The sequence below is a fragment of the Malaciobacter sp. genome, assembly GCF_055140965.1.
Genome location: NZ_JBSRRO010000025.1, coordinates 17,995 through 37,902 on the forward strand (window position 1 = coordinate 17,995; position 19,908 = coordinate 37,902).

Consider the following 19,908-nt stretch of genomic DNA (forward strand, 5'->3'; position numbering starts at 1 on the left):
ATGGGAATTAAAATAGTACCAAGACACGGAAAGTCGCTAAAAGATAAACTATATCTACCAGCTATTGCAGGTGGAATGAAGACAACTTTTAAGCACTTTGTTAAAAATTTAAAAGATACATCAAATCTTAGAACAATGTCATACCCAGAAGTACAACCTGATGACTTAAATGAAAGATACAGAGGTGTACATAGACTTACAAAATGGGATGATGGAAGTGAAAAGTGTGTTGCATGTTATATGTGTGCAACAGCTTGTCCAGCAAACTGTATTTTCATTGATGCCCAAGAGAGATTTGATGGAGTTGCTGAAAAAAGACCAAAACAGTTCAAAATTGACCTTTTAGAGTGTGTTTATTGTGGATATTGTGTTGAAGCTTGTCCTTGTGATGCAATTAGAATGGATACAGGAATCTTTTCATTTACAGGCTCTTCAAGAGAAGAGTTTGTAGTTGATAAGGACTACTTAATGTCAAATGAACGTTCAAAGGATTTAAATGATGGCTGATATAGTTTTTGTAGCACTAAGTATATTTGCAATAGCTGGTGCAATTGCAATGCTAGTTAATAAAAGTCCAATCTACAGTGCATTAGGTTTATTAATAACTATGCTATCAATTGGTGGATTATTTGCCCTATTGAGTGCAAGCTTCTTATTTATGGTTCAAATAATAGTTTATGCAGGTGCAATTATGACTTTAATTCTTTTTATTTTAATGTTTCTTAATATTAAAGAAGAAGATTTACCAAAAGAACCAAAAAAATACTCACTAATTGGCTTAGGTGTCCTTTTGGTTTTACCTTTAAATATTCTAGTTTTAAAAGCAGTATCAAATCTACCTGAAAAAGATTTAAATATTGTAGAGGGTAACTTTGGAGATATTAAACCAGTTGGCTTAGCACTTTATAATAATTGGCTAATAGCATTTGAGCTTATATCAGTACTATTATTAGTTGCACTAGTAGGTTCAATTGTTCTTGCAAAAAAAAGAAAACCTAAAGAAAATAAAGGAGAACAATAATGATAAGTTTATCATCATATGCATTTGTTTCAATGATGCTATTTTCAATAGGTGTTATTGGTGTTATTGCAAGAAAAAATATCTTTGTAATTTATATGTCAATAGAACTAATGTTAAATGGTATTACACTATTTTTAGTTACATTTGCTAGATATCATTTTAATTTAGATGCACAAGTAATGACAGTTCTTGTAATTGCAATAGCTGCTGCTGAAGCTGCAATTTTCTTATCAGTAATTATTTTATTATTTAGATCTAAAAAATCACTAGATACAGATATCTTCACTACACTAACACAAGGAGAAAATTCATGAATACTCCTTTATTAGTTTGGATAATTTTAGCTCCATTATTAGGTGCTATATTAAATGCAGGATTTTATTTTTATCATATAAAAAAGCAAAAAGTCTCTGATAAAATATTCTCAATTATTGGTACAGGAACACCTTTAATTGCATTTTTAATTACACTTTATCTATTTTTACAAATGAGAGAAGAAGGTGTAATTTTCACTCAAAACTTATTTACTTGGATTTCAATTGGCGATTTAACAATTCAAATGAGTTTTCTTGGAGATAACCTTGCAATTTTTATGTCAATGTTTGTTACATTTGTAGGATGGCTTATTCACATTTATGCAATTGGATATATGAAAGGTGATGATGGCTTTGGAAAGTTTTTTGCTTATTTTAACTTATTTTTAGCATCAATGTTAATCTTAGTATTAGCAGATAATCCTATTATTTTATTTATAGGTTGGGAAGGTGTTGGAGTTTGTTCTTATCTACTAATTGCATTTTATTATGGAAATAAAGAGAATGTTATTGCAGGAAATAAAGCTTTTATTGCAAATAGAGTTGGAGATTTTGGATTTTTATTAGGTGTTGTAACTCTATTTTTTGCTATAGGTGCAGATTCACTTAGCTTTTCTACAATAGAAGCAAATATTTCTAATGCTTCTACAGAACTACTTGTATTATCAGGTTTCTTGCTATTTGTTGGGGCAATGGGAAAATCAGCACAAATTCCATTATATGTATGGCTTCCTGATGCAATGGCAGGGCCAACACCAATTTCAGCACTTATTCATGCAGCAACAATGGTAACAGCTGGTGTTTATATGGTTGCAAGATTTCACTTTTTATATAGTGGAATTGAAAACATTGGTCTATTTATTGCTTATATTGGTGCATTTTCTGCTTTATTTGCAGCTGTTATTGCAACAAAGCAACAAGATATTAAAAAAATACTTGCGTACTCTACTATGTCTCAATTAGGATATATGTTTATAGCTGTTGGTCTTGGTTTTTATAGTTCAGGACTATTTCATGTATTTACACATGCATTTTTTAAAGCAATGCTATTTATGGGTGCTGGTGGTATTATTATTGCCCTTCATCATGAACAAAATATCTTTAAAATTGCACAACACAGAGCTCAATTACCAATTATTCATTTTACATTCTTAGTTGGTGTAATTGCAATTTCTGGTATTCCTCCATTTTCAGGTTTCTTTTCAAAAGATGCGATTTTAGCAGCAGCTTTCCAAGAAGGTGAATACTTAATTTGGGGAATTGGAATGTTTACAGCATTTTTAACAGCATTTTATATGTTTAGATTATATTTTATTATTTTTGTAGCACCTACAAAAAATGTTTCACAGCATATTTATACATCTAAAACTATTACATTTCCACTATTAGTATTATCTATTGGTGCAATTGCAGCAGGATTTTTAAACTTTCCAGCAATTTTTGGAGGAGAAGCGATGGTTGATGCATGGCTTACTCAATTAAATTCAAATGCAATTCACATGGCTCACTCAACGGAGTATATCTTAATGGCAGCTTCTATTATTGTAGCAGTTGCAGGTATTTTAGTTGCATATAAAAAATATGCAAAATTTGATATTTATAAACCAGAGAGTGAAGAAGGAATTATTGCTAACAAATTCTATGTTGATGAGTTTTATGACAAAATATTTGTACAAGCAAGTAAAAAATTAAGTACATTTATTGATAAAGTAGTTGATGAAAAGATTATTGACGGATTTATTATGACTGTTTGTAATGAATTTGTTTCATTTGGGAAAAAAGTTGCAACTATTCAAAATGCAAATGTTAGATTCTATGCAGGATTTATGTTAGTTGGAATGAGTTGTATCTTTGTATATTTATATATTTTGTTAGGATTGTAGTATGAGTGCAGATGTTTTATCTTTTATAATATTTTTACCAGCAGTTGTAGCCTTTGGATTAATGATTACAACTAAAAATGTTGAAGCTGTTAGAAATATAGCTTTTTTAGCAACTACAGTTGTTTTAGCTTTAGTGTTAAAGCTATATTTAGAGTTTGAACCAAGTGCAGGTATGCAGTTTGTGACAAATGCCTCATGGATTAGTAGTTATGGAATTAACTATTACATTGGTGTTGATGGTTTTTCATTAACAATTTTAATGATGATTGCCATATTAATACCAACTTCATATTTACTTTTATGGGAAGGAAGAACAAAAGGTTATTGGATTAACCTACTTTTAGTGCAAACAGGTGTGACAGGTTCACTTTTAGCCCTTGATGTTGTACTATTTTACTTCTTTTGGGAAGTTATGCTTCTACCTGTATTTTTACTAATTGGTATATATGGTTTTGGCAATAAAGTATTTACAACAATTAAAGTTACTGTTTATACAATGGCGGGTTCATTATTAATGTTTGTAGCTATTTTATATCTTGGGGTTGCTTTTAATTCAGAGTATGGTTACTGGTCATTTCAATACAATGATCTAATGAAAATAACAACACTAAGTTATGAAGAGAATATTTGGTTATTTTTAGCATTCCTTGCAGCTTTTGCTATTAAAATTCCAATATTTCCTTTACATACATGGATTATGGAAACATATAAAAATGCTCCAACAGGTGCAGTATTTTTATTATCATCAATAATGGCTAAATTAGGTGTTTATGCAATTGTAAGATTTATGATTCCTATTTTTCCTGAAATTTACGTAGAGTTTTCAATGTGGTTTGTTATATTTGGTCTATTTGGGCTTATTTATTTTGGTATAGCAGCCCTTATGCAAGATGATATCAAAAGAATGTTTGCTTACTCTTCTGCATCACATTTAAGTTTTATTTCTGCTGGTATTTTTTCATTGAATGAGTATGGAATTAATGGTGCACTATATTTAATTATTGCCCATGCAATTGCAACAGGTGCACTATTTTTACTTGTAGGAATCATACATGAGGAAACAGGAACAAAATCTATTAAGCAATTAGGTGGTATTGCAAAAACTGCACCAATTTTTACAGTTATATTTGCAATTATGTTATTTGCAAATGTAGGTCTACCAGGAACAAATGGATTTGTATCTGAATTACTAATTATTTTTGGTATTTATGAATTTAATCATACTTTAGGTTATATTTCAGCTCTTACAGTAATTATTGGTGCATCTTATATGTTATGGATGTTTCAAAGAGCTATTTTACAAAATAGAGATGGTGAGTGCTTAAAAATGAGAGATTTGAAAATAAAAGAGATTATTGGCTTAACTCCATGGATTATTTTAGTATTCTTAATGGGTATTTATCCTGATATATTTATAGATAAATTTGAGCCAACTGTGACTCATTATATAAATGACATTTTAAAAATTGGAGCGATGAAATGAATCAACTAATCTTAATAATGCCAATTTTAATAATTTTATCAGCAAGTGTTATATTAATGCTTTTAAGTGTATATGACAAATATTCTACAAAGAATTTTATTGTTATATCATCGATATTTTTAATTATAGCTTTAGGTTTTTCTATTTTCTCATTTGAAGATATGTATTCAATAAAAGTGTATAGTGACATATTTAATAATGTACTAATTTTTGATTCTTTTTCAAACTTTTTTACAATATTACTTATTTTAGGTACTTTACTTACAATACTAATTGGAGAGCACTACTTTTTACATAGAAAATATTTTAAAGGTGAATTTTTTACTATTTTAATGTTTGCTCTATTTGGAATGATTTTATTAGCTAATTCAAATGAGTTACTAACAGCATTTATAGCCCTTGAAATAGCTTCATTTTCAGTATATGTAATGGTAGGATATAACAGTGATGACAATAAAAGAGTTGAAGCAATTTTTAAATATTTAGTTTTAGGTTCTTTTATAGGTGCATTTTACTTATTAGGTACTGTATTAATTTATGGTGCTACACAAACAACAAATTTAAGTGAAATTTCAACATATATAGCAACACATAGTGGTGCAGAATTAAACTTAGTTTATATAGGAATTACTTTAATTTTATTTACTTTTCTTTTTAAAATTGCAGCATTTCCATTCCAATCATGGGTATTAGATGTATATAGAGGTGCACCTATGATTATTACTGCATATATGGCATCTGTATTTAAAATAGCTATTTTCTCATTTTTCTTAAGAATATTCTTACAAGATATTGCTTCTATTATTGATTTTTGGGATACTATTATGTATGTACTTGTTATTTTAACTTTAGTATTTGGTACATGGTTAGCAGTAACACAAAAAATTGTAAAAAGAATGTTAGCAGCATCATCAATCGTACATACAGGATATTTATTATTGGCATTTCTTGCATTGGGACAAAATGGTGAAGCAGCATATGCAACTATGTTTTATTTAATTGCTTATTTAGTTACAGCTATTGGTGCATTTGGACTAATTTCACATATTATTTCTGAAACAAGTGTTAGAGTTACATATGATGATTTTAAAGGTTTATCAAAAGAAAGACCTTTCTTAGCAGCAATGATGACTATATTTCTTTTAAGTTTAGCAGGTATTCCATCAACTATTGGTTTTATTGGAAAATTTTATGTATTTACAGAAGCAATTAATGCAGGATTTGCAGCACTTGCAGTACTAGCAATATTTGCAACAATTGTATCTGTTTATTACTATTTTAGACTTATTGCAACAATGTATTTTTATCCAGCAAATGCATCTTGTGAAAGTGTAGGATTTAATGACAAAAGAGTATCAACATATGTAATTGCATTCTTAGCAATAGTTACAATTTTAGGTGGTATTGGTAGTGCTATAGTATTTTTTATTCCAATTCCAAGTATTGATACAATAATAGAAATTTCACAAATGACAGTTAGGTCATTATTTATAAAATAGTATGTGTTATTATGTAACAATCGACGTATAATATTTTATTTTTTCTTATCAAACACACTATCTAAAAAAGCCCTAGAAATAGGGCTTTTTTTATTTATCTTACTTTTTTATGCACAATATTTGTACAAGCTAATTATTTCTTTTTATAATGATTTTTGAAGAAGATTTTTGCTATTATCTCTTTACGTTAAAAACATTAGTAATATCACTAGAAAGGATGTAAAATGAGTGACCTAATTGAAGGTTATATTGGTACTACAACTGAAAGAAAAAAGAGTAGGCTTCCTGCAAGGCTTGATTATATTCAAAGTGCAACGGGTTTATTTTTAGCTCTTTTTATGTGGGCTCACATGCTATTAGTATCTTCGATATTAGTTAGTAAAGACTTTATGTATAGTGTAACAAAAGCATTAGAGGGAAGTTTCATAATTGAAGGAGGACATCCCCTGTTTGTATCTGCAGCTGTTGCAGTTATTTTTGTTATATTTATTGTTCATGCTGCTTTAGGTATGAGAAAGTTACCTGGTAACTTTAAACAGTATCAAGTAGTAAAAGCACATGCAAAAAGTATGGGTCATGATGATACAAAATTATGGTTTATACAAGCATTTACTGGTTTTGCAATGTTCTTTTTGGGTTCTGTACACTTATATATTATGTTAAGTAATCCAGGAGAAATTGGGCCTTATGCTTCTTCTGATAGAGTTGTTAGTGATTGGATGTGGCCTTTATACATCCTTTTATTACTAGCTGTTGAATTTCATGGAACAATTGGTCTTTATAGACTATGTGTAAAATGGGGTTGGTTTGATGGGAACAATCCAAGAGAGACTAGAAAAACTCTTAAAAAAGTTAAATGGGCATTAACTGTATTTTTTCTTGTATTAGGTTTTGCTACATTAGCAGCATACATGAAAATAGGTCTTGAGCACAAAGCTAATTATGGTGAAAGATATGTTCCAACAGCAAAAATAATGAAAATTGACAATACTGGGAGGCTAGCATAATATGAAAATTAATTACTGTGATGCATTAGTAATAGGTGGAGGACTAGCAGGACTTAGAGCGTCTGTTGCCGCACAAAAAAAAGGGCTTAGTACAATTGTTTTATCATTAGTTCCTGTAAAAAGATCACATAGTGCTGCTGCACAAGGTGGTATGCAAGCTTCTTTAGGTAACTCAAAGATGTCTGATGGAGATAATGAAGATTTACACTTTGCAGATACTGTAAAAGGTAGTGACTGGGGATGTGACCAAGAAGTTGCAAGAATGTTTGTTCACACTGCACCAAAAGCTATTAGAGAATTAGCTGGTTGGGGTGTACCTTGGACTAGAGTTAGAGCAGGTTCAAGAGAAGCAGTTATTAATGCTAAAAAAACTACTATAACAGAAGATGAAGATAGACATGGTCTTATTACATCAAGAGACTTTGGTGGAACAAAAAAATGGAGAACATGCTATACAGCAGATGCAACTGGACATACTATGTTATTTGGTGTTGCAAATGAAGCTTTAAAACATGAAGTTGATATAAGAGATAGAAAAGAAGCTATTTCTATTATTCATGAAGATGGTAGATGTTACGGAGCAGTTGTAAGAGATTTAATTACAGGTGAATTAGAAGCTTACGTTGCAAAAGGAACATGTATCGCAACTGGTGGATATGGAAGAGTATTTAAACAAACTACAAATGCAGTAATTTGTGAAGGTATTGGTGCAGCTATTGCACTTGAAACTGGAATTGCACCACTTTCAAATATGGAAGCTGTACAATTTCACCCTACTCCAATTGTTCCATCTGGAATTTTATTAACTGAGGGTTGTAGAGGTGATGGAGGTATCTTAAGAGATGTTGACGGTCACAGATTTATGCCTGATTATGAGCCTGAGAAAAAAGAGCTTGCTTCAAGAGATGTTGTATCAAGAAGAATGATTGAACATATTAGAAATGGTAAAGGTGTACCATCACCTTATGGTTTCCATGTATGGTTAGATATCTCTATTTTAGGTAGAGAGCATATTGAGAAAAACTTAAGAGATGTACAAGAGATTTGTCAAATCTTTAATGGGATTGATCCAGCTGATGAGGGTAAAAAAGGATGGGCTCCTGTTTTACCAATGCAACACTACTCAATGGGTGGTATTAGAACTAAACCAACTGGTGAATCAACAAGATTAAAAGGTCTATTCGCTTGTGGTGAAGCTGCTTGTTGGGATATGCATGGATTTAATAGACTTGGAGGAAACTCTGTATCTGAAACTGTTGTTGCTGGTATGATTATTGGTAATTACTTTGCAGATTTTTGTAAAGAAAATGACGTTACAATTCCAACTGCTACAATTCAAAAGTTTGTGGATAAAGAAGATGCATACTTAGATGAATTATTAGCTTTAAATGGTAGTGAAGATATTTTTAAAATTAAAAATAGAATGAAAGATATCATGGATGAAAAAGTTGGTATCTTTAGAGATGGTCCACACTTAGAAGAGGCTGTTGAAGAGTTAAAAGAGTTATTAGAAAAAACAAAAAATATAACTGTAAAATCTAAAGAAAGAGCAGGAAATCCTGAACTTGAAGAAGCGTATAGAGTTCCAAAAATGCTAAAAATTGCACTTTGTGTAGCTAAGGGTGCAAGAGATAGAACAGAATCAAGAGGGGCACACTATAGAGAAGATTATCTAAAAAGAGATGATGAGAACTGGCTAAACAGAACTTTATGTACATGGCCAAATCCAAATGATATTGAACCAAAACTTGAATATGCACCACTTGATGTTATGAAAATGGAAATGCCACCAGCATTTAGAGGTTATGGTGCTAAGGGTATGATTATTGAAAATGAGCTATCTGCAAAAAGACAAGAAGAAGTTGACTCTATTAGAGAGAAACTTGAAGCTGAGGGTAAAGATAGACATGAGATTCAAGATGCCTTAATGCCATTTGAATTACCAATGAATTATAAAGAGAAAAATGAAAGAGTAGGAGACAAGTAATGAGTGTAGAAAAAGGTAGAGAAATAACTATATCAGTTCTTAAATTCAATCCTAGAAGTAAGGTTTCAAAACCTCATTTTGTAGATTATAAACTTGAAGAGACTCCTGGAATGACTCTTTTTATTGCATTAAATTACATTAGAGAGAATTTTGATGCTGATTTATCTTTTGACTTTGTTTGTAGAGCAGGTATTTGTGGTTCTTGTGGAATGGTTGTAAATGGTAAACCAGCACTAGCTTGTAGAACACTTACATCAAGCTACCCAGAAGGAAAATTAAAATTAATGCCAATGCCTGCATTTGAACTTATCAAAGATTTATCTGTTAATACAGGTAAATGGATGGATAAAATGTCAAAAAGAGTTGAATCATGGATTCATACAAATGAAAAACCAGATATTTCAAAACTTGAAGAAAGAGTTGATCCAGATGTAGCAGATGAAACTTTCGAACTTGACAGATGTATTGAGTGTGGTATTTGTGTTGCTTCTTGCGGTACTATATTAATGAGACCAGATTTTGTTGGTCCAGTTGGGTTAAATAGAGTAGCAAGATTTGAAGTTGATCCACATGATAATAGAACAACTGAAGATTTTTATGAATTAGTTGGTGATGATGATGGTATTTTTGGATGTATGTCATTAATGGCTTGCGAAGACCATTGTCCAAAACATTTACCATTACAAAATAAAATTGCTTATTTAAGAAGAAAATTAGTTTCAATTAAATAAAACTTCTTTAATACGAAAAGAATTAACCTCCCTTTTCGTATTAAAACAATATAAAAAGATAATTACCAATTTTGGTAATTATCTTTTTATATTTAATGCTATATGGAGGCATAATGAACCTAGCAAATGACTACTTTTTACTTTATCATGGAATTTTAATAAAAAAAGAGATTTCATATGAAATTATTAAGTCAAATACAAATGAATTCTTTGAAATAGTTGCTTTAATTTTAAGTGCAAATAGAAAAAATTATGAAAAATACTTACCATTAAACTCTTTTAACTCTTTATGTAAAAAAATAACTAGTAAAACACCAAATAATGTAAATGAACTTTATCAACTTCAATATAATCTAATAGAAGAGATTATAAATCATGAAAATAATAATATATCAATATTGCACAATGCATTTGAATATCTAAAAAATGAAAAGATAATTACTGTTTCAGATAATGAAAAACTGATTTCTTTATTTGACCCTAGTGAAATTAATAAAAAAGAGATAAACTCTGATATTTTTATAGATGATAATTTAAACTTTAATGAACATAAAATTGAGATATCAAAAATCATAGAAGAGCTAAAAGAGATATTTAATAAACAAGATTTAAAACAAGAACTTGAAGATACAATAAATTACATAAATTCTCAAAAATTCTCAATTGGAATAACTGGTGTTATGAATGCTGGTAAATCTACAATGCTTAATGCACTTATGGGTAAAGAGATATTAGGAAGTGCAGTTGTTCCTGAAACTGCAAATTTAACAATTGTAAAATATGATAAAAATCCATCTGCAAATGTATTTTATTGGAATAAAGAAGAGTGGAATAAAATAGAAAATAGCGCCAATGAAATAGAATCAATTAAAGATTTTGTAAATGAAACTAAATCATTGTTTAAAGATGAATTAGATAATTATATAAAAGATGACACAAGAAGTGATAAGGTTGATATTGAGAATTTAGCTTCTTTCACATCAGCAGAAGCTAGTGGGAAAAGATGTAATTTAGTTAAATATGTAGAATTAAAATCAGATTTAAATTTTTTAAAAGATGGTATAGAAATAGTTGATACTCCAGGACTTGATGATCCGGTTATTCAAAGAGAAGAGATAACAAAAGAGTACTTATCAAACTGTGATATGATGCTACACTTAATGAATGTAAGTCAAAGTGCAACTTTAAAAGATGTAGAGTTTATTGTAGATGCATTACTATATCAAAATATTTCAAAACTATTAATAGTAATCACAAGAGCAGATACAGTATCAAAAGAAGAGTTAGAAGAAGTAATAAACTACACAAAAACTTCAATTAAAAGACAACTTCATAATTTAAATAAAGATAGTCAACTAGACTATATTTTAAAAACTATCAAATTTATTCCAATTTCTGGGAAAATGGCTTTACTTCATAGAACAGGAAAAGAAAAAGAAGCACTAGAAGCTGGATTTAAACTTGAAGATACAGGTATTATAGAAATTGAAAACTATCTTTTTGAATCACTATTTGGAAAAAATAGTTCAAAAACAGAGCTTATTATTAAAGGTGCTAAATCACAATTGATAAAAGCAATTGATAAACAATATTCAGCACTAAATTATGAATTAAGATTATTAGCAAAATCAAAAGATGAATTAGAAGCAGAATTAAAAGAGTTCAATAAAAAGAAATCTGCAAATGAAAAAATCTTTCAAGCAATGCAAGAAGATATAACTTATTATAAAAGTGATGCAAAGAATTATATAGAATCATTAGAAGCATTTTTAAGTACAGAATTAATAGACTTACAAAATATTATCAGACAAAGAGTCGTTAGTGATGTAAAATATACATTTGAAAAAGAGAAGAAAAAACCTCTACAAAGTAGAATAGTAAATATCATTCAAACTGCATTAAAAGATGGAATAATTGATGTAGTAAGGGATTATAGATATAAATTTATAAAAAAATCTCAAAATATTGGTGAAATTTGTGAACAAAAATATCATGATTTTGGTTTTTCATTAAAGCATGACAATGATAATTTTGATGCAAGAGGTTTTTTTCAACAAGACTTTAAAAGTGGATTTTTAACTTCTTCAAATGATATATTAATTCTAAAAATTACTAATTTAGTTTCTAAAGCAAAAGCATCAAAAATACAAAGTTTAGATTTACAAATTCAAAAAGTTTTGGAAGAAGAGTTTATAAGTATTGAAAAAAGTATTAAAACTAAAGCAAAAGAGGTTTCAGAACAACTAATTGATACATTTTTTGATACATTAAATGCACCACTTAAGAGTTTTGAGACTAAATTATTAACTAATGAACAAATATTAAAAGAACAGATTAATTCATTTAAAGAAAATGATAAAAATAAAGATAAAATTTCAATCGAAATTCATAAAAATTTAAAAAGATTAGAAACAATAAAAAAAGGTTGTAAAAAATGAAGTTATTACAACAATTTGTAATAGAATATAAAGACGCTTACATAAAAAAAGATGTAGTTTATGAAAATAGTATAGAAGGAGAAATAAGAAAAGTAAAGGATTTACTTTTAGATGATGATTTTTTACCATCAGTGCAATTAAAATCAATTTTAGATAAATTTATTAGAAGAGCAAGATATCCAATGGAAGTTGCAATAACAGGACAATTTTCAGCTGGAAAATCAACTTTTTTAAATGCACTATTATCAAGAAATATTCTTCCAACTGGAATAACTCCTGTTACATCAAAAGTTAATTTTATAAATTATGGTGAAGAGTATAAATTAAAAATTACTTACAAATCAGGTGCAGAAGAGTATTATAGTATCGATGCAATTGCTGATTTTACAGATCAAAGAAAAGAAGAGCTTGAAGAAGTAAAATATTTAACACTATATGCTCCAATGGATATTTTAAAAGATATATCATTTGTTGATACTCCAGGGCTTAACTCACAAAGCCAAGGTGATACAGAAACAACTAGAAGAGTATTAAGAGATGTTGGAGGAATAATTTGGCTAACTCTTATTGATAATGCAGGAAAAATGAGTGAAGCAGAAGTTTTAGAAGAGTACATGCAACACTTTAAAAATAAATCTTTATGTGTACTAAATCAAAAAGATAAATTTACAAATGAACAAATCCAAACAACAACAAAATATATCAAAAATAGATTCAATAAATACTTTGCAGAAGTTATTCCTATATCTGCAAAACAAGCACTAGATTCAAGAAAACATCAAAAAAACATTCTACTGGAAAGTGCATATGAAGAAGTAACTAAAGAGTTTAAAAATAAATTAAATGAAAATTTAGAAGTTAGTTCTCTTGACTTTTTTTCTCAAAACTTTGAAAAATTTAAAGATAAAGTAAATAAGATTCAAGAAAAAGATACTTCACTTGACATGAAACAACTTGAAGAGTCAAATATAAATTCAGTTTTAGAGTTTATTGATAATACAATTAGACCACAAGCTAAAGAATCAAAAGAGTTTGCTATAAAAAAAGATTTAAGAAATGTTTGTGATATTTTAATCAAAGAGTATGAAACAATCATTGGAACTTATGATTCTTTAATAGATATTTTAAAATCAACTCAAGAACAAATAATTGAAGCATTTGATAGTATATACAAGAAGTATTCTAAAGATTTATTTAACATCTATACTTCTTTAGAATCTATTATGGATAAAATTGCAAATGAAACTTTTAAAAATGTAAAAAAAATCACAGATTATAGATATCAAGAAAATAAAGGTGGTTTCTTATCATCAAAAAAAATAGAAAAAGTAGAGTTTACAAGTTACTGGATAGATAGTGATAATGTATATAAAAATTTATTTTATGATGATCAAACAGTAGATAAAATGTTTAAACGCTCAATTAAGATGCTAAAAAACAATGAACTACAAACAGATGAAGCTTTTAGAGATGTTTATAGAATATTAAAATCAGAAATACATAAGTGGCAAGAAGCATATGAAAAAATCAAAAAACATAGAGAAATTGCATCAGATTTAGAGTTTTCAAATACTAGACACTTTGCTGCAAAAGTTTATGAAAATGTATTATCTGATTATCATAGAACAATATTAGAAAATATTTCTGCACTTAGAAAAAAGTTTGCATACTTTAATGGGGCTTTGTCATACTCTTATATACAAACAACTCAAGCAACTATAGCACACTTTGAACAACAAATACAAGAATCAGAAGAGTTACACAAAAAAGAACCTACAAAATTCAATGTAGTTCATCCAAGAGAAGATGAAATACTTACAAAATTAAAAGTTAATTTTGGATTTGAAAAAATCGAAGATTTTTTAACATCAAAAAGAAACTATTTATTTAAAATTATAAAATACTCTAAACAACAATATTTAGAGATAAATGAAGATAGAATAAAATTTGTTGAATCAAAGAAAGATATATATAATAATAAGATTAAAAAACTACAAGATATAAAAAAGAGTATTTAACTCCTTTTTATATCTACATTTTAAAATGACTTATTTTGCCCTAAAGCTATCATATTAGCAATTGAATAAGCTGTTGCAGTTAAATTCTCATCTGCTTGTTTTAATAAATCTTCTAAAGGTTTTGAAATAGGTGTTATATCAAAGATTGCAGTTGCTCCATGGGCATATAACTTTTCATATCCCTCATCCAAACCACCTGCTATAATTATTACAGGTTTGTCATACTTTACAGCTAGTTTTAAAACTCCTGTTATAGTTTTTCCATAAATAGTCTGCTCATCAACTCTACCCTCACCTGTAATTATTAAATCTGCATTCTTAACTTTCTCTTCAAAATCTACCAAATTAATTACAGTATCAATTCCACTTTTAAACCTTGCGTTTAAAAATGTATTTAAAGCAAAACCTACTCCACCAGCAGCTCCAGCTCCTTGTTCATCTTTTGTTTTCTTTGCTAATTTTTTCTCACAAATTTTTGAAAATTTAAATATACTCTCTTCTAGAAATTCAATGTGCTTTGAAGTTGCTCCTTTTTGTTTTCCAAATATATGAGTAGCACCATTTTTACCACACAAAGGATTAGTAACATCACTAGCAATTACTATTTCAATATCTTTAAAAGCACTCAATGCACTAATATCAAAATTTTCAATTTTAAATATATCTTTTGCAGTCAATATTTTACTAGTAGATATCTCTTCATTATGCTTATCATAAAACTTTACACCTAATGCCTGAAGCATTCCAATTCCAACATCATTTGTAGCACTTCCGCCAATTGCTAAAATAAGTTTTTTTGCTCCATTGTTTATTGAATCTGCAATTAATTGCCCAAAACCAAAACTTGTAGAATTAATAATATCTCTTTTCTCTTTTTTTACAATTTCTAATCCACTTGCTTGTGCCATCTCTATAACAGCAGTTTTTTCATCTATAAAAGCATATTTTGCTGTGATTTTTTCATCAATTGGGTTTAATACTTCAAGCTTTTTTTCTTGACAATTCAATGTTTGTGTACAGATTGATTCTAGTGTGCCCTCTCCTCCATCTGCTAAAAAAAATTTTTGATATTTTGCATCATCAAAAACTTTTGAAAAACCCTTTTGTATTGCATTGGCAACTTGCATTGAACTTAAAGAGTCCTTGAATGAATCACTTGCAATCAATATGTTCATAATATCTCCTAATAAATTGCAAGATTTTCTTGCATTATTTTATGAAGTTTACTATACTCTTCATTATTGATTGCTTTTTCATAAGATAATAGAGTTAATATAATTGATTTATCATCTTTTTTTAAAGGTATTTGATAATGTTCATAGTTATTTTCAACAAAATTAGCTCTTTTATAAAAATCCAACCTCTTTTTTGTCTGTTCATCACATACAGGCTCAATCTCTAAAACTACATTTTTCTTATCTTTCAAAAATTCATTTAATATTTTCGTCCCATAAGATTGTCCTCTACACTTTGGGTGAACAGCAAAATGTTCTATAAAATAAAATTCACCAAGTTTCCAATAAAACAGCAATGCAATTAATTGGTTTTTACTATCTAAATAGCATAATGCAGTATAATTTTTATTTTTAAGTATTTTTTCTTGTACAGATAATTCTCGCTTTTCATTTGAGGGAAAAGAGCCTTCATAAAGGCTCCATGTAGCTTTGAAAAGCTCAGTTTCAATAGATTCTAGTTTTATTTCTTGCATAAATATTCCTAAGTAAATTATATATATAAATTTACTCTAAATAATCTTAGAATATGCATATGCTAATGATTTTAGTTATTGTTTAAAAATCTCCATCTTGTAGGTTTTTTAAGCTTTATCACTTCTCTTACTTTTTGGTAGTAAGTCACATTTTTAAAGCCCAACTCTTTTAAAGCTCTTTTGTATCTATATTTTACATTTTCCCAATTTATAGACTCTTCTTCTTTACATATTTGATTTTCAATCCACTTAACTTCCGTATCTAAGTCTAAAATTTTACTGTTTACAGATTTTGGATAGTCATTATCAAAAGATACTTCAAAGAAAATTTTATTATTATTTTTGTTTACCCAAACAATATCATCTTTTGTTAATAGATTTTCTACTTTATAAAATAGGTCTTCATCTTTTTGTAATATATCTATAACATCATCCATATTATCTGTAATATTTGTTATTCTACTTGAAACTATAACTTCAGAAATTTCTTTCGCTAAATTCTCCACTCTTACCCTTTATTTTAGTAATTACATATATTATAGCAAAATTTAAGGATTTTTGTGATTGATTTTTGTTTTTTTTTGTTTTTTCAAAACAAAGTCCCTAAATATAGGCACAAAATATTGAAATTTTTCTTTTTTCTAATCTTAAATTCATATTAAATTAGTTAAAATTAAAAGAAAACCAATTATTAAGTACTTTCATGAAAAAACATATTATAGAACAATCAGTTATATTTTTTAGTGTTACAAAATGGGTTTTATTATCATCTTTTGTAGGTGTAACAATTGGCTTTATTATTGCATTTTTTTTAAATACTATTCACCAAGCAGAAGTAAGTAGAGATTTTCTTCCTTTTGATTATTATTATTTATTACCTTTTGCTTTAATGCTTAGTGTTTACCTTGTTAGAAAATTTGCTCCAAATGCAAAAGGACATGGAACAGAAAAAGTAATAGAAGCTGTACATAAAAGAGATGGTAAAATTGAAGTTGCAGTTATTCCTGTAAAATTACTTGCAACATTAATAACTCTTTTTGCTGGTGGTTCAGCTGGAAAAGAAGGTCCTGGTGCACAAATTGGTGCAGGGAGTGCTTCTTTTTTATCTGACCTTTTTAAATTTTCAAAAAAAGATAGAAAAAAACTTGTTATTTGTGGTATTAGTGCAGGTTTTGCTTCTGTATTTGGAACTCCGATTTCAGGAGCAATTTTTGGAGTTGAAGTATTAATTGTAGGTATCATTATGTATGATGTGCTTCTTCCTTCATTTATCTCTGGCTTTGCTGCATATACAACTGCAAAAATGCTTGGAGTAAACTATACCTATTTTAATTTACATTTTTCCCAAGCAATTCCTATAGATTTAACTTTAGTTTTTCAAGTTATAATTGCTGGATTATTTTTTGGTATTGTTTCTGATTTTTTAATTACAGCTTTTAAAAAATCTGAATATTATATAAAAAGAATTGATATAAATATTTACACAAAAGCTTTTTTAGGTGGATTAATCTTAGTAATTTTATCTTTTTTTGTTGGAGATAGATATTTTGGATTAGGTCTTGATACTATTTCTGATGTTCTTTATTCAGATCCTAGTATAGCAGAAGATGTCCCATGGTATGCATTTATTATGAAAACCATTTTCACCTCCATAACACTGTCTGCTGGTGGTAGTGGAGGAGTTATTACTCCTATATTTTATATAGGAGCCACAAGTGGACACTTTTTGGGAGGACTTTTTGGAGATAATCTTGCATTATTTGCAGCTTTAGGATTCACAAGTGTATTAGCAGGTGCAGCTAATGCTCCAATTGCAGCTACTATTATGGCAGTTGAACTCTTTGGAGTTGAAATAGCGCATTATGCAGCAATAAGTGCTGTTATTAGTTTTTTAATTACTGGACATAGAAGTATATTTTTCTCACAAATATTAAAAATGAAAAAGTCCGATATGTTAAGTATTGAATTTGGAAAAGATTTTGATAACAATGATATAGACTTATCTTCAAAAAGTAAAGAAAAAATTGTAAAGATGAGAAGAAGACTTAAAAATATAATAAGACATACAAAAGAGGATTAACTCTTTTGTATTTTAACTATTTAAATCAACTTTTGTTAAATACTCTTTAAAACTTTTACTATTTAAGTTATCTTTTTTATAATCATTAATTAGTTTTTCAATAAAACTTGGAACTTCATCTGCTGGTATTTTCAATTTTGAAGATTGAGCAAATTTACTCTTTATTGTTCCTTGTAAATGTCCTCCTAGTTGAATATCATAAGCTTCAACTCTTTGACCATCAACTCTTGTTTTACAACCTATTAATCCAATATCAGAAATTTGAGAATGAGAACATGCATTTCCACAACCTGATACTGATATTTTAATGTACTCATCAAAATCACTACATTTATCTTCAAGATATTTTATCAATGAATTTGTATAGTTTTTTGTTTCTGTAATTCCAAACTTACAAAACTCTTTTCCAGTACAACTTTGTATTATACCTCTAAATGTGTTTGGTTTATAAGGATATCCTAAAGCATCAAATTCATCAGCTAACTGCTTTGCAAACTCATTTTTTACACCATATACAATAAAGTTTTGTCTAGTTGTAAGTCTTATTCCTTTTGCATCGTATTTTTCTAAAATAGTAGCAAACTTTTCAAAATCATCACCTGGAACTCTTCCTGCTATTGTTGCAAATCCAATAAAACTTTCACCCTCAATTTTAGATTTATTTATTCCAAAATGATTTCTTTTTTCAATTGGCGTAATTTCTGGTTCTTCTAATCCAATTTGAAGTTTATATCCAATTTTATTCTCTATTTCATCTACAAACTTTTCAACACCCCAATCATTAATTAAGTGTCTAACTCTTGCTTTATTTCTATTATGTCTATTTCCATTATCTCTAAAAATTTCTGCAACTGCAATAGCTATATCTTTTATTTGCTCTTTTTTAACATATCTATTTGCTCTATATGCAATTTGTTTTGATTTTGATAATCCTCCACCAATTGTCATATCAAATAGCACTTCATCTTCTACTTTAAAAGCTGTAAATGCTAGGTCTTGTATTTCATGTCCACAACAGTGACATGAACAACCACTAACTGATAGTTTATATTTTCTAGGGAAGTTACAAAATTGATCTTCGTTTGTATCAAAATATGTATCAATCTCTTTTACTATTTTTGTCACATCAAAAATTTCATTTTGATCTAATCCACTAACAGGACATGTAACAATTGGTCTTGGTCCATCACCTGAAGCCATTCTTGATGTTAATCCAACAGACTCTAACATATTAAATATTTCTGGTAAATCTTTTATTTGTATATAATGAAATTGTACATTCTCTCTTGTTGTAAAATCAACTAAACCTTGTGCATATTTTTTTCCTATTTTAGCCATTACTTTTAATTGCTCAAGATTCATAGAAGCATCAACTAATTTTACTCTTTTCATAAAATATTTTTTATCTTCTAAATTATCATGATTTATATGAGGATACATTCCATACCACTTAAGCAAACCAATATAATCTTCACTTAAAGGTACTCCTTCATTAGCTTCTTTATAAATATCATCTATAACCCTCAAGGGATTTCTAGATGCTTTTAATTGTTCAAGTTTTGATAGTTCTTTTTCCATTTTAAATCCTATTTAATTACTACTTTTTACTATTTTACATTAATACTTATATATTTTATTTTGAGCCACTTGCAGATTATAAAAAACAACCCGTAATTTAAGCTGATTTAAATTTTAAAAAGTTGAATTGAACTTCAGATAAGTTATAATTTTTTACTACA

The 19,908-nt window shown here is 28.3% G+C and carries 16 protein-coding genes; 12 read left to right on the plus strand and 4 right to left on the minus strand.

Annotated features, from left to right (window positions below; all coding sequences use genetic code 11):
* The 11 genes from ACTCCZ_RS08460 (at position 1) to ACTCCZ_RS08510 (ending at position 14,381) form a co-directional block, all read left to right on the plus strand.
* On the plus strand, positions 1-507 hold the full coding sequence (locus ACTCCZ_RS08460; protein WP_079579941.1) for a NuoI/complex I 23 kDa subunit family protein: 507 nt from the start codon (positions 1-3) through the stop codon (positions 505-507).
* On the plus strand, positions 497-1,021 hold the full coding sequence (locus ACTCCZ_RS08465; protein WP_228145345.1) for an NADH-quinone oxidoreductase subunit J family protein: 525 nt from the start codon (positions 497-499) through the stop codon (positions 1,019-1,021). Before ACTCCZ_RS08460 ends, ACTCCZ_RS08465 begins: the two co-directional genes overlap by 11 nt.
* The gene (gene nuoK / locus ACTCCZ_RS08470; RefSeq protein WP_079579940.1) at positions 1,021-1,335 is read left to right on the plus strand and encodes an NADH-quinone oxidoreductase subunit NuoK; all 315 of its coding nucleotides are present in this window, start codon (positions 1,021-1,023) and stop codon (positions 1,333-1,335) included. The genes ACTCCZ_RS08465 and nuoK overlap by 1 nt, the downstream gene beginning before the upstream one ends.
* The gene (nuoL, locus tag ACTCCZ_RS08475; protein ID WP_079579939.1) at positions 1,332-3,218 is read left to right on the plus strand and encodes an NADH-quinone oxidoreductase subunit L; all 1,887 of its coding nucleotides are present in this window, start codon (positions 1,332-1,334) and stop codon (positions 3,216-3,218) included. Before nuoK ends, nuoL begins: the two co-directional genes overlap by 4 nt.
* Position 3,219: 1 nt before the next feature.
* The gene (locus tag ACTCCZ_RS08480; protein ID WP_079579938.1) at positions 3,220-4,701 is read left to right on the plus strand and encodes a complex I subunit 4 family protein; all 1,482 of its coding nucleotides are present in this window, start codon (positions 3,220-3,222) and stop codon (positions 4,699-4,701) included.
* Positions 4,698-6,200 (plus strand): NADH-quinone oxidoreductase subunit N, encoded by a 1,503-nt coding sequence (locus ACTCCZ_RS08485; protein WP_079579937.1) that lies wholly within the window; start codon positions 4,698-4,700, stop codon positions 6,198-6,200. Before ACTCCZ_RS08480 ends, ACTCCZ_RS08485 begins: the two co-directional genes overlap by 4 nt.
* A gap of 224 nt (positions 6,201-6,424) precedes the next feature.
* Complete coding sequence (locus ACTCCZ_RS08490) at positions 6,425-7,207, plus strand: fumarate reductase cytochrome b subunit (protein WP_079579936.1); 783 nt, start codon at positions 6,425-6,427, stop codon at positions 7,205-7,207.
* A 1-nt stretch (position 7,208) separates the two neighbouring features.
* Complete coding sequence (locus tag ACTCCZ_RS08495) at positions 7,209-9,194, plus strand: fumarate reductase flavoprotein subunit (protein WP_079579935.1); 1,986 nt, start codon at positions 7,209-7,211, stop codon at positions 9,192-9,194.
* Positions 9,194-9,925, plus strand: a complete 732-nt coding sequence (locus ACTCCZ_RS08500) for a fumarate reductase iron-sulfur subunit (RefSeq protein WP_079579934.1) — start codon at positions 9,194-9,196, stop codon at positions 9,923-9,925. Before ACTCCZ_RS08495 ends, ACTCCZ_RS08500 begins: the two co-directional genes overlap by 1 nt.
* A gap of 113 nt (positions 9,926-10,038) precedes the next feature.
* Positions 10,039-12,363 carry a dynamin family protein gene (locus ACTCCZ_RS08505; RefSeq protein ID WP_079579933.1) on the plus strand — a complete coding sequence of 775 codons (2,325 nt, stop codon included), beginning with the start codon at positions 10,039-10,041 and terminating at the stop codon, positions 12,361-12,363.
* On the plus strand, positions 12,360-14,381 hold the full coding sequence (locus tag ACTCCZ_RS08510; RefSeq protein WP_079579932.1) for a dynamin family protein: 2,022 nt from the start codon (positions 12,360-12,362) through the stop codon (positions 14,379-14,381). Before ACTCCZ_RS08505 ends, ACTCCZ_RS08510 begins: the two co-directional genes overlap by 4 nt.
* Before the next feature lie 20 nt (positions 14,382-14,401).
* On the opposite strand, the gene ACTCCZ_RS08515 is transcribed toward ACTCCZ_RS08510, so the two are convergent.
* From ACTCCZ_RS08515 to ACTCCZ_RS08525, 3 genes are all read right to left on the minus strand, one after another.
* Positions 14,402-15,556 (minus strand): glycerate kinase, encoded by a 1,155-nt coding sequence (locus ACTCCZ_RS08515; protein WP_079579931.1) that lies wholly within the window; start codon positions 15,554-15,556, stop codon positions 14,402-14,404.
* Between the two features lie 8 nt (positions 15,557-15,564).
* On the minus strand, positions 15,565-16,089 hold the full coding sequence (locus ACTCCZ_RS08520; RefSeq protein ID WP_079579930.1) for a GNAT family N-acetyltransferase: 525 nt from the start codon (positions 16,087-16,089) through the stop codon (positions 15,565-15,567).
* Between the two features lie 71 nt (positions 16,090-16,160).
* Positions 16,161-16,595: a hypothetical protein gene (locus ACTCCZ_RS08525; RefSeq protein ID WP_079579929.1), complete on the minus strand. Its 435-nt coding sequence runs from the start codon at positions 16,593-16,595 to the stop codon at positions 16,161-16,163.
* A 197-nt stretch (positions 16,596-16,792) separates the two neighbouring features.
* On the opposite strand from ACTCCZ_RS08525, the gene ACTCCZ_RS08530 reads away from it, so the two are divergent.
* Positions 16,793-18,169 (plus strand): chloride channel protein, encoded by a 1,377-nt coding sequence (locus ACTCCZ_RS08530; protein WP_079579928.1) that lies wholly within the window; start codon positions 16,793-16,795, stop codon positions 18,167-18,169.
* A 12-nt stretch (positions 18,170-18,181) separates the two neighbouring features.
* Here the strand turns inward: ACTCCZ_RS08530 and ACTCCZ_RS08535 are convergent, their stop codons facing one another.
* On the minus strand, positions 18,182-19,747 hold the full coding sequence (locus ACTCCZ_RS08535) for a nitrite/sulfite reductase (RefSeq protein WP_079579927.1): 1,566 nt from the start codon (positions 19,745-19,747) through the stop codon (positions 18,182-18,184).
* Positions 19,748-19,908 lie beyond the last annotated feature (161 nt).

Coding starts and splice junctions, on each gene's coding strand:
- ACTCCZ_RS08460 (WP_079579941.1), top strand. CDS start 1: ATGGGAATTAAAATAGTACCAAGACACGGAAAGTCGCTAAAAGATAAA.
- ACTCCZ_RS08465 (WP_228145345.1), top strand. CDS start 497: ATGATGGCTGATATAGTTTTTGTAGCACTAAGTATATTTGCAATAGCT.
- nuoK (WP_079579940.1), top strand. CDS start 1,021: ATGATAAGTTTATCATCATATGCATTTGTTTCAATGATGCTATTTTCA.
- nuoL (WP_079579939.1), top strand. CDS start 1,332: ATGAATACTCCTTTATTAGTTTGGATAATTTTAGCTCCATTATTAGGT.
- ACTCCZ_RS08480 (WP_079579938.1), top strand. CDS start 3,220: ATGAGTGCAGATGTTTTATCTTTTATAATATTTTTACCAGCAGTTGTA.
- ACTCCZ_RS08485 (WP_079579937.1), top strand. CDS start 4,698: ATGAATCAACTAATCTTAATAATGCCAATTTTAATAATTTTATCAGCA.
- ACTCCZ_RS08490 (WP_079579936.1), top strand. CDS start 6,425: ATGAGTGACCTAATTGAAGGTTATATTGGTACTACAACTGAAAGAAAA.
- ACTCCZ_RS08495 (WP_079579935.1), top strand. CDS start 7,209: ATGAAAATTAATTACTGTGATGCATTAGTAATAGGTGGAGGACTAGCA.
- ACTCCZ_RS08500 (WP_079579934.1), top strand. CDS start 9,194: ATGAGTGTAGAAAAAGGTAGAGAAATAACTATATCAGTTCTTAAATTC.
- ACTCCZ_RS08505 (WP_079579933.1), top strand. CDS start 10,039: ATGAACCTAGCAAATGACTACTTTTTACTTTATCATGGAATTTTAATA.
- ACTCCZ_RS08510 (WP_079579932.1), top strand. CDS start 12,360: ATGAAGTTATTACAACAATTTGTAATAGAATATAAAGACGCTTACATA.
- ACTCCZ_RS08515 (WP_079579931.1), bottom strand. CDS start 15,556: ATGAACATATTGATTGCAAGTGATTCATTCAAGGACTCTTTAAGTTCA.
- ACTCCZ_RS08520 (WP_079579930.1), bottom strand. CDS start 16,089: ATGCAAGAAATAAAACTAGAATCTATTGAAACTGAGCTTTTCAAAGCT.
- ACTCCZ_RS08530 (WP_079579928.1), top strand. CDS start 16,793: ATGAAAAAACATATTATAGAACAATCAGTTATATTTTTTAGTGTTACA.
- ACTCCZ_RS08535 (WP_079579927.1), bottom strand. CDS start 19,747: ATGGAAAAAGAACTATCAAAACTTGAACAATTAAAAGCATCTAGAAAT.